We start from the raw sequence: 11115 nt of genomic DNA on the forward strand, positions 1-11115 counted from the left end.
GTTCACCAGCGAAGGGCGGTCCGATCAGACGGTCATGGTCCGCCCCTGCGTGAAGTCCGCAGCGCCCTGCAAGCCAGCGGGCGGGGACGTCAAGGTGGCCGGTGATCCCAGGGGGCGAGGCCAGGCGCTGGTTAGAGGCCGATCGTCGTTTCGTCCTGCGGGCCGGTCTCGTCTGCGTCGGCATCCGCGCCGTCGGAGGCGTCTTCGGTGCTTTCTGCCGTGCGGCGGTAGTAGGGGTGGGTGGTGTCCATCCTGCGGGCGTGGTGGAGGGGCGTGGGGGTGCTCTGTCGAACGTCGGAGGTGATGCCTTGGTTGGTCAGGACAGCGGCGACGGCTCCGATGAGGTCGCAGTCGGCGTCAGGGCTCTGGGCGATGACGGTGAACCGGGTGGCGGTGTGGGCGTAGCCGTTCTTGCTCTGGCTGCTGCTGTCGAAGCGGGTCTCGTCCTTGCCGAAGCGACCGGCGGGGCCGGCGGCCCAGGTGCGGGGGACGTTGACGAGGAGGAGGTCGGGGTAGGTGATGGCGCCGTCGTCGGTGGCGAGTTGGAAGAGGCTGTTGGTGGTGTCCGTGGCGCGCCAGGTGCCGTCGCTGGTGCGCATGTGTGCTCCGGTGGGGCGGCCGATGCGTTCCAGGTCGCTGATGACGCGGACGGTGGCCAGGGGGCGTTGGGCGCGGGGGAGGCTGTGGCCGGGCAGCCAGGACGCGGGCTGGGGCATGTCGGGGGGCGGGTTCTGGCCCAGGGCTTCGTCGGTGAGGCCTGCCCAGATGTGTTCGGCGGCGTTGCCGTCGACGTAGAGCACGGCGGGTGCTGTTGCGGGGAGCTGGGTGCGGGCAAGGATGAGGGCCTGCTCGACGATGTCGGCGGCGGCGCGGGCCTGCAGTGTCTCGTCCGCGGCGGCGTGGTATCCGCTGACGTCCCAGGCGAGGTCGGCGGCGTGCAGCGCGGTGGTGGCCGGGCTGTGGGGATGCCACTGCCCGGCTTGGGGGCTGTAGGCCCAGACCTGCCAGGGGTCGTCCTTTCCGCCGGTGGGGCGCATGGCGGTGAGGGTCACGGTGATCGGTGCCGGTTCGGCGGTGCGGCGCTTGCCGGGTGTGCGGCGCGGGGCGTGGCGGCGCACGTGGATGCCGATGTGCCACCAGTTCTCGAGCGGCAGTTTCCCGAACGCGGCACCGAGGCGGTGGTCGGTGGCGCCGACGCCGCTGAGGATCTCGCGCAGCACGTTCGCGGTCGAGCTGTCGAGGCCACTCTGGCGGGAGGCGACCTTCTTCGCGCGGTACTTCTCGTTGTAGGGCTTGCCTTCCCGGGTGTGGGTGGGGACCGGCGGCGGGGCCTGCTTGATGTACTGGGAGGTCGCTGAGAGACGTGCGAGAGCCTGCTTCGATGGCCACTTGCCGTCCTCGGCCTCGGCCTTCTCCCGGGCTTCGACCCTCGGGTACCAGCGATCGGGGTCCCAGTCGGTCTCGCAGATCGCCGCGACGAGCGTGTCCTCGCGGGTATAGGGGGCGAGCATCTGCGCCAGGTCCTGTTCGCGCTCCGCGCTGCTGCGCGGTCCGTGTCCGAGTGCACCGGCCTTGTCTTCGAGGAAGAGGACCTCGATACGCCCGCCGGCGACTGGTTCGGCGAAACCCTCAAGGGCCTGCCAGTCCTCGCCGGGGCCCCACTGGTCGGCGATCGCGCCCTTCACCCGGGCGCGAACCTCGTCGGTGCTCCACAGTACGGGGACGAGGAGGGTGCTCACGCCGGCGGTGTCCAGGGCGGCGGGGATTCGTTCGAGGGCGATGGGTCCGCTGATGCGTGAGCCGCTCTCGGTGGGCGGCACCTTGATGCCGGGGACCTCGATGAACACGGGGCTGCGGTGGCTGTATTTCTCGCACTGGGTGTCGATGGCCTCCTCGAGGCGGCGGAAGAACTCCATGCCGTGTCCGCGGCCCAGGCCGGGGGTGCGGACACTGGCCGGGGCGACGGCCCAGACCGGGCCCGGCGTGGTGCCGGCCAAGGCGTCGTCGGCGAGGTGCTCGGGGAAGGGCGGCACGCTCGCGCTCAGGCGAGGCAGGGCTGCCAGGCGGCGGCTCGCGGCTACCGCGGGGACGTTGAGGCGGCGCTTCCACGGGGGGCCGTCGGTGGCCGCGGAGACGACGAGTGGCTGGTCGGGGTTGGCCAGCAGCACGGTGGAGACCCCCTTCCAGGAGGTGGCGAGGAGGGTGGTGGTGGCGTTCACGGTCAGCGCGTGGCGCCGGGAGTGACCGCTGGCGGCGGTGCCGAGGGTGATACGGGGCAGCAGGTGGCGCACGATGCCCTTACGGTCGGGCGGGGCGGGTAGTTCGTGGCCGATCGCGGCCAGTCGGCCGTCGGTGCACAGGGTGAAACGGACGGGGGCGCCGTTGTTGCGGGGCCACTCGAGGGCGGCGAGTTCCTCGGCCAGGCGCCAGCGGGCGAGTTCGCCCGGCCACCAGCCGCGTGAGCGCTTGCCGGCGCTCGGCGGCGGGGGCAGGACCGCAGGCCGGGGTTCGGCCTGGGCGAGGAGTTCGGCCAGGTGTTCGCCGATGCGCAGGCCGTCGGGGCCGGGGACCACGGCTTCGGCCCAGTAGCGGAACACGTCGCGTCGGTCCTCGGCGCTGATCGGTGCCGCGCACAGGAGTTCGTAGCAGCCGTCGTTCCACTGCCAGCGCGCCCAGGTGCCCGCCGCCGCGCGCAGGACACTCTCCAGTGCCCGGTAGGGAGGCTGTACATCCAGACCGGTGCCGACGTTGCGCTTGTACTCGTGCGAGAGCTCCGTGGCCAGGTCCATGGCGGGGGCGCCGGGCCGGTAGGCGACTACCTCGCCCAGGTCGCTGGGAGCGGTGCGGAACTGCAGCAGGCGGGCCTGCTTGCGGGCGACGCTGTCGAGCGGGCGGCTCATGCGTACTCTCCCAGGTAGGAGTCGAAGCCCGCCCGCAGCGCGGGGAGCAGGTGCTGGGCGTGGGCGTACTCGGCGATTTCCTCGATGGTGTGGCCGTAGGAAGTGCCGAGCTGGGCGAGGTCCTCCTGCGGGGACTGCTCGAGCAGCCCGCGGATCAGGGTGGGCAGGTCGGATCCCCAGGTGGGGTCGTGGAAGGCGCCGTCGATGAAGTGGAGCTCGACGTGGGTCTGCCCGCGGCGTCCGCGGCCTGCCAACTGGACGCTTTGTCCGAGGAGGGTGGCGACGAGTTCGTACTTCAGCTCGTCGGGCAGGGCGGAGAAGCGTTTGGGCGCGTTGAGATTCAGGCGCAGGTGCGCATTGGCCGCCGTCCGGGCCTGGGCCAGAACGGCGGCGGGGTCGTCGCCGGGCGCGGTGTCGCGCCAGGCCCGGGCGGCGACACTGGCCGCCAGCACCGCTGGTTCGTCGGCCGGCATGACCGGCCGCACACCCATGGCGATCAGGGTGATGGCCGACACGGCGACGCCCTCGAACACGGTCAGCACGTTCAGGCCCCGCTCGGTGCGTGGCAGCGGCGAGATGAGCACCTCGCCGTCCAGATCCGCCAGCTCCGCGAAACGGTCGCGGGTGAGCTGACCGATCGCATCGCAGACCGGAGGCAGAGAAAGGTCAGGGGTGTCCGCGGCGGCGACGTAGATCCGCAGCCGCCGTCCACGGGCGAGCGCGGTGTCGTACAGGGCCTGGGCGAACAGGCGGGCGTGCCGGTAGGAGTTGACGGTGATCAGGGCCCGAGCGCGGTGCCGGGTGCGTGCGTCCGCGGCGAGCCGGTCCAGGTCGCGCACCAGACCCGGTGCGTAGCCGGCGGCCAGAGCGATGACCCGCTGGTCGCGTTCGCGGTAGGGGGTGCTGCCGACGGCCAACAGCTTTCCGTCGGCGACGGGGGTGCTGTTGAAGATGGTCAGACCATCGCGGAGGGTGTCGGGCATGGCCCAGTCGGGGCGGGCGAGCAGATGGGTGCGTGCCGCACCCGGCATGAAGCCGGTGGCGGACATCCCTAGGACAGTGCGCTGGCGGCCGCTCAGAGCGAGGGAGACGATGCTGCCGAGGAACTGCGTCTCGGTGTGGGGGTCCGCGCGCAGCACCTCCATCTTCAAACTTGCGTGGCCACCCGGATCGTCCAGCCCCTCGAAGCGGAACCCGCCCAGCTGGCGGCCCAACGGCCCGAACGGGACGACGGTGCCGGCGCGCTGGTGGCCGATGGCGTCGGCGAGTTCGGCGGCCGCGTCGATGCCGTGCCCCGTGAGTTCGCCGGCCCGGTCCGTCAGGTCGAACATCGTGTGGACGATGGCTGTCAGCCACGTCTTCATCATCAACGCGTGCAAAACCCCGGCGGTGACCTCGGCACGCGAGAGCGCCCGCGCCTGTTCCGGCCGGTCGAGCCCGCGCTGCGCCGGAACCGTGGACTCGGCCGGGGCTTCATCGGCTCCGTCCTCGGCAGCGCAGAAGGCGGGCAGCGCGGCGGAGACGATCTCCCGCAGGTCGTCCTTGAAGGGGGCAAGCTGCCACTCCCCGCCCTCGTCGATCGTGAGCATCCGCTCCAGCACGCCCGGAATGGGCAGCAGCCGATCCGGCAGCACGGCGCCGGAAGGGCGGTCGCCCGGGCGGATGGCCACGCGCGGGAGCAGAGCCTGCAGACAGTCGGCCTGCTCGGCGGTGGCCGCGGCCTCGGGATCCACTCCGATCAGGTCTTCCAGCAGATGCCGGTCCCATCGATGGGGTTGGTACCAGCGCTTGCGGTCCTGCACGATCTCCCGCGCCCGGCGCGGGTCCTGCCCGCGGGCCAGAGCCCGGGCCTGGGCGACCTCGGTGCATACTTCCTCTCCGGCCACCAGGTCGAGTAGCTGCTCGGCCAAGAACACCGCACGGGTCAGAGGCCGGCGCACGGCCACCGCCAGCCGCGGCGGCGCCTGGTGCAGACTGTCGCGAATGCGCCGCAGCACCGTCGTCGGGCGGGAGCGGGACGCGAGCTCCAGCACGCCGCACTCCCCGAACCCCCGCGACTGAAAGGCATCGACCTCGTCGATGACCACATAGGACGCCAGACGCAGAAGGAACTCCCGCACGCTGATGCTGTTGCGGACCTCCCCGTCGACCTCCACCGGAACCTTGATCATCCCGGACTGAAAGCAGGCGTGGGTAGTCACGATGATCCTGGCCGTCGTCGCGGCCTCGACATGGGAGAACTTCCCGCACGACGACACATACGGGCACAGCGCCCGCTCCGGCTGCCCGAAAGCATCCGACGCCGAAACCGTGCACGGCTCCCTGCCACCCTCGAACGCATCACGTCCCTCCAGCTGCGCCTGCACAGCGCACCCGTAGGCGGAGTTGTCGACGAGGAAGGCAATACTCGCCGGTGCCTGCGCCAGTGGCACACCGGTGCCCTCCAGCTTCGCGGCGGAGCGCAGCGCGAAGTCGTACCGGCTGTTCGGGGCGATGAACGGCGTGGCCGTCTCCTTGACGCCCGCCGCCCGTAGCTCCTGCTGGAAGGTGGAGGCTTCGCCGTAGACGTCGCCGTTGTCGCTGACCACCAGCACGGTGATGCGGCCCAGGCCCGCCTGCTGGATCGCCAGCCCCCGGCCGAAGACGTTCTTGCCCACGCCCGGGGGCGCACTCAGCAAATGCGTCCGGCCCGGCGCCAGGACGACGGGTTCCAGGGGGCGCTGCCCGCCACCGATCGTCCCGCGCAACAGCAGCGCGATCTGCCTCTCACGGAAAGCCGGCCCCTCCATGCCTTGGTCGGTGTCCCGGCTCTGCCAGCCGAGCTCATCAGCGTCCACCACCAACTCCACCGACGGCGCGGTCACGACCTGAGGCGGCCTGTACACACGCTGCTCGTCGGGGAAAGCGAGCTGGACCCGCCCCCGCGATGTCGGCGCCGACCAGCCCGACCCGCTCGCGACCCGCAACAACTTCCGGGGCACGGCCGGTACGAGCAGGCGGTCGGCGACGTCCGAAGGGTCCTGCCCGTGAACCGGCAGCACCTCAAGAGCTCGCCCTCGCTCGTGGTATCCGAGCGCGTAGAGAGCCAGCAGCGGGTCGTCCGCGTCCGGCGTCTGGAAGACGTTATAGACGGTCCGTTCGACGTGGTGCAGCAGCGCCTCACCTCGATGGCGGGTGCCCAACAGCGCGCCCAGGCGCTGCTTGTCCGTCTCCGACCACTGCTCCCAGCCCGCCACGACGCGCGGCGCGTGCCCGCTCAGCAGGACATGGGCGTCCGCGACGCGTACCACCTGCCGCCCGTCACGGAACCGGGCGGGAAGAAGATACTCGGCCAGGGCCAGAGCCCCGGCAAGCGTCCTGCTCACGCCCCCGCCACCTCCGCCACCAGGTCGGCATCGGTCAGCACCCGGGCCCCGCTGCCTCGCACCACCCGGCGCAGCAGCGGCAGGTACCCCCGCAGGTGCTCAGGCACCACGAAGCACAGCTCACCGTGCCCGTCGGGCTCCTCGCGCAGCCTCTCAGCCAGCCCGTACGGGTCGGCCCACGTCTTCACGTCGACGCGCCACACCCTGGACCCGCCAGCACGAGTGACATGCAGGTCATAGGCGTCGCCGAACGGCCACAGCCGCACGTCCGCGCCCAAGGCGGCCAGCCGGTCGCGAAGCTCAACCTCCAGCAGGCCCGGGAGCGTCACCCACAACCACAGGGCGTAGGGCAACGCCACATAGCCCTCCACGGGCAGCAGCTCCGGCACGGTCCGCAGCTCACCGCACGGCGCCAGACACCAGCCCCCAATCGCAGTCGCCTCGGCCCGGTACCGGGCGCCCAGCAGACTGTGGCGCTCGTCCTCACACTCAACATCCACTACACCACTCGGACGGTAGGTGGCTCGCATCGTCCATCCGCACATCGGACACGCTGCCCACAGACCGCCGAACTGCCGCGTCGGGGAGATACCGGTGTACGCGCCCAGCTCCACCAACGCGGTGTTCCGAGACAGAACACGCCGTGTCAGAACGGGCGTGCGGACCATCGCCTCCCGGCCCAGGGTGTACGCCTCGAAGCCGACGGCCCGCAGCGCGCGAAAGACAGCGTGCTGGACGGCCTCGCCGGAGATCCGCGACAGCCCGGTACCCACCGGCAGCATCCCCACCGCCCGCAGCAGGCTGTGCAGATGGCGGATGTCAGCACCGATCCCCGGGGCCAGATGGCCGTGCTCAGAAGCCTCCACCGCAAGCCGGTGCAGCGCCGAACTGGGCATGCCGTCCTCATCGAGCAGCCACAGCTCGCCGAACACAGACTCCTGAGGGCGCCCGGGCAGAAGATTACTCACCCGGCTTCCGCGGAGCCGACGGGCGAACACCTCGTACGACGGCGCCTGCTCGAAAACCCCGAACGAGCGCACATAGCGACCATGGCACTCCATCAGCAGCCGCATCCGCCCCTGCGCGTCCCCTTCACTGCTGCTCAAGGCCAAAGCCGCGACCACGCAGGCATCGAGCGCCGCGCGCTGCTCCACGTCGAGCTCTTGCACGGCCGCTGCCGTCCCCGCCACCGCTGACACCCAGGTCCTCCCCGCACCGCATCGAGCCCATGCCGCAACCTCAACACCTCCGCCCTGCGGGAGGGCACGGGAGCCCGAGGACCTTCCCTCGATTCGGTGATCTCGGTCCCGCCACGAGTTCTGGGGCCGGTATCCGGTGGGCGCCGACGTGGGTGGGTCGGCCGGTGGCGCTCGCCGCGTAACGATTCGCTCTACAGGGTTGTCGGACTGCAGTACGGGGCGCTCACCGTTAACGGGACACTGAGACCTCGAACACGAAGAGGGGAACGTCAGTGGATCCTGCAATTCGAGCGGCGTGGCACGCTTGGCGCACCAAGCACAAGCCCTGGTCCGACAACTATGTCTGGCCGGGTGGGACCGGGATGGTCTGGATCTGTGATTGCGGCGAGCAGTTCTGGCCGAAGGAGGCCATGGAGGCTCTTGGAGACTGGCGCACCCATACCGTCCGCCGGGAGCGGCCCAGGGAGTGACCGGCCAGGGTCCCGCCCGTGGAACGTGCCCAGGACGTTGAAGACCTGAGCCGGAATCCGGTTCGGCCCGGAGCGGTCAGAGGTTGTCGCAGTAGAAATTCTCTCGTTCGGAGTGCAGCCCTAGTCGCTTGATGAGGCCGCAGGTGCAGGTGCCACCCTCGTACAGCATCTTGTTGCACTCGTCGTGGTGCTCCTTCACAGCCCGCTTCACCGGGCCGTCGGCGGCGCCGCGGACGGCTCCGGGGCAGCCTCGGGCTCCGGGGCCGGGCCCGCCCACGCGATGCCGAAGTTGGCGAGTGCGCCGAGTTGCTCTGAGGTGAGCTTGTCGCGGCGTGAGCGGGCGTTGGATAGCCATACACCCAGTTTGTGGGGCGCCGGGTCGCTCTGGCCATTGACGGTGATCTCGACGACGGCCGAGCGCGGTACGGGCCGGTCCGTTGCTCCCGGCCTTCGCCGGGCCCCTGACCGTACGCGACGTCGTCGGGGTGGCCGGCGGCGCGGTTGCGCCCTGGATGCCAAGCTGGGTGAGCCGTTCGCGCTGTTCGGGCAGGAGCTGCGCCCAGGTGCCCGGTTCCTGTTGCCGCCACCGCCAGGTGCCGATGTCGTCGCCTTCGAAGATGACGCCGGGCGCGATGTGGGGCAGGTGGCCGTCGGCGTCGACGAGATCGGCGAGGACCTGGTAGTGCCGCTGCCAGTTTAGGGACCAGGGGCAGTTCCAGTCTGCATCGATCGCGGTGAGCTGCGCCGCCCGCTCCGCGGCCCGGTCCGGGTCTTTCCCGAGGCCGTTCTTGGTGCCCTCGCGGCGGAGGTTGGCCATGATCTGGCCGATGGGGACGGGGCCGGGGCCGGTGGGGTCGTCCCAGACGGCGTCCTGTCGGGGTGCGAGGTGGCCGGTGGCGCGCCGGTAGGAGCGGAGGGCGGCGAGTTTGGTCTCCCATGCTTCTTCGCCGGGTTCCCAGACCATCCCGGCTTCCGGCAGGTTGAGGAGGAGTTTGCGCCGGTCCTCCAGTTCCCCGGCCCGCAGCGCCTTCCTCTGCTGATGCACCCACCGGCCGAGCGGAAACGACTTCGTGATCCCCAGCTCGACCTCGGTGTCGTACGGGACGGCGTGGAGACCGGCGATCTTGTTCTCCTTCCGCCACCGGATGAGGGCTTGGTAGCCCTCCAGCCAGACCAGGGATTCGGGCCGGTAGACCCGGGTCCGGAGGAATGCGGCGATCGTGGCTGCGTCGCGGGGGCTGGAGAAGTGGAGCAGCACGGACTCGGCTGCCGCGTCGGTGCCGTCGTCGTGCTCTTGGTCCTCTCCGTCGCTTTCGCTGCCGGATCCGAGGATCTGCCCGTTCTCGTCGCGTTGGACGTGGATGGTGCGCTGGCCGCTGGTGAGTGCGCGGGAGGCGAGCTGCTCGACCAGGCGCTCGTCGTGCGAGCGCAGGCCCTTTATCTAGGGGTGAGTACGGCGGGGCCTTCCCCGAAATCGCTCACGACGCCCGCCGCCCGCTCCGCATCCAGCCCGTCACCACCAGCCTGCCCCCCTCCGACGGCGACCTTGCCCGTGACGAGGCCGCCCACAAGCTCTTCACCGACCTGATGAACCAGTTCGGCCTCGACCCGCAGACCTGACCCCCCGCCCGCCCCGGAAGACAGGCGCCCACCGTGTTCCACGAGACCCCGATCTACCACCGCCTCATCGCGGAACGAGGCGACATCCCCGCCCAGGTACGCGGCGAAGCCCAACGGTTGCAATCCGCCCTGGAACGCCTCATCACCCCTGCCCCCTCAAGCGAACTCACCATCCACCGCGCTACCGCTCCACCGCACCCCTGACCCCCAGGTCACCAGCCCGGTCTCCCTTCTGCCGGCCCGGCCCGTAGCCGACCAGGGACAGCGCCCACGCGGTGAGCTATTGACCGGCGCGGTGCGCCCGGTTCCACCAGTCGACCCCCTGGACCGCCAGCACCCGACGCTCCAGGGCCAGGGCCTCCTCACGGTCCTCGGACAGGGCCCAGCACACATGCAGATCCGCCCACACCAGCGCGGCCCTGCCCCACTGGACAGCCCGCATCGGCCGACCGCTCTCCACCTCCGCGAGCCGCTCGCGCAACCAGTCCCGGTCGGCCAGCGCCCGGTCGAAGATCCCTTCACCCAGCCCGGAGGCCAGCGCCTTGCCGCTGGTGTAGCGCCGCAACCGCCCGCGCAGCCCACCGCCCTTGCGCGCCCCCGCGCCCACCCCCACGTAGACCACGGGACCGCCCGCCCCCTGCCGGGCCAGGTAGACGCCCGGTGAGGGCGGCGGGTCCGCGCTGATCAGCGGCACCCACTCCGTCCAGGAGGCCATGCCCTGCAGTTCCTTGCTCATCGCCCACCACTCCTCTCCCCGTCCAAGGCCGGGCCGCGACTCGGCCCGCCCCCGACCGCGGGCCGTGCGTTGACGCACCCCCACCTAGATCGGGCGCGAGAACATCTGCTCGCCGGGCAAGGGTGAGGCACCGACATCACGGTGGCGGGAGCTGCCCGGAAGAATGACCGGCTCAGCCGGGGCGTGAACGGTGAAGCCGTGGCGCCGGTAGAACCGTGCCAGGGCGGCGTCACCGGCGGTGAACTGCCCGTACGCGAAGAACGCGCGGTGATCACGGTGGACGGCCAGGGCCTTGGCCAGAAGCGCAGAAGCGATGCCCTGACGGCGGTAGTCGTCTGCGACGGACAGGGCACGGACCTTGACGTAGGCCATCGCCGTAGCGCCCAGGACAACGGGATCTGCCCCATTGCGCTCCATGCCGTCGAGAACGGCCAGCGGCGGGATGCTGGACGAGACGCCGACGATTCGCCCGGACGACGTGTGCTCGGCCACCAGAAACAGGAACCGTCCGGCCCCGAACCGGCTGATGAACGGACCGCCCGCGTCAACGGTCTCACTCATGGCCTCGCGATCGTCGAAGTCGCCGTGTCCCTCCATCGCGAGCGCGGCAAGATCGGTGAACGCCGTGCCCTCCCCAGGCCGGGCCTCCCTGATCCGAACGCCGGGAGGCAGGTCGTCATGGCGTCGCCGCCGGGTCTTTCCGGGCTTGACTCGTCCCACGAGCGTCCTCTCACTAGCTGTTGTCCAACCAATCAGGTGTTTGACCTGCAGTTTTGCTGTTTGTGATCACCACGGTTCGGGGTGCAGGGTGTCGAGGTCTTCGCT

6 protein-coding genes and 1 pseudogene are annotated in these 11115 nt (G+C 70.8%); all 7 read right to left on the minus strand.

Translation table 11 applies throughout. The annotated features are described in order from the left end of the window. Positions 1-131: 131 nt before the first annotated feature. The 7 genes and pseudogenes from ABZ564_RS30410 to ABZ564_RS30440 all read right to left on the minus strand — a co-directional run bounded on the left by ABZ564_RS30410 (position 132) and on the right by ABZ564_RS30440 (position 11010). Positions 132-2900, minus strand: a complete 2769-nt coding sequence (locus tag ABZ564_RS30410; RefSeq protein ID WP_360862400.1) for an RNAseH domain-containing protein — start codon at positions 2898-2900, stop codon at positions 132-134. Continuing rightward, positions 2897-6265, minus strand: a complete 3369-nt coding sequence (locus tag ABZ564_RS30415) for a hypothetical protein (protein WP_360862402.1) — start codon at positions 6263-6265, stop codon at positions 2897-2899. The genes ABZ564_RS30410 and ABZ564_RS30415 overlap by 4 nt, the downstream gene beginning before the upstream one ends. Further along, a complete protein-coding gene (locus ABZ564_RS30420) occupies positions 6262-7434 on the minus strand; it encodes a hypothetical protein (RefSeq protein WP_360862404.1) in 1173 nt (390 codons plus the stop codon). The genes ABZ564_RS30415 and ABZ564_RS30420 overlap by 4 nt, the downstream gene beginning before the upstream one ends. 576 nt (positions 7435-8010) lie before the next feature. Continuing rightward, positions 8011-8145: a hypothetical protein gene (locus ABZ564_RS30425; protein ID WP_360862406.1), complete on the minus strand. Its 135-nt coding sequence runs from the start codon at positions 8143-8145 to the stop codon at positions 8011-8013. A 59-nt stretch (positions 8146-8204) separates the two neighbouring features. Next, positions 8205-9375: pseudogene (locus tag ABZ564_RS30430) on the minus strand (helicase associated domain-containing protein); the annotation flags it as partial. Between the two features lie 459 nt (positions 9376-9834). Further along, a complete protein-coding gene (locus ABZ564_RS30435; protein ID WP_360862408.1) occupies positions 9835-10290 on the minus strand; it encodes a hypothetical protein in 456 nt (151 codons plus the stop codon). An 84-nt stretch (positions 10291-10374) separates the two neighbouring features. After that, entirely contained in the window at positions 10375-11010 is a 636-nt protein-coding gene (locus ABZ564_RS30440; protein ID WP_360862409.1) for a GNAT family N-acetyltransferase, read from the minus strand. Positions 11011-11115 lie beyond the last annotated feature (105 nt).

Origin of the sequence: Streptomyces sp. NPDC019224, from assembly GCF_040632605.1 — a bacterium.
Lineage (GTDB): Bacteria > Actinomycetota > Actinomycetes > Streptomycetales > Streptomycetaceae > Streptomyces.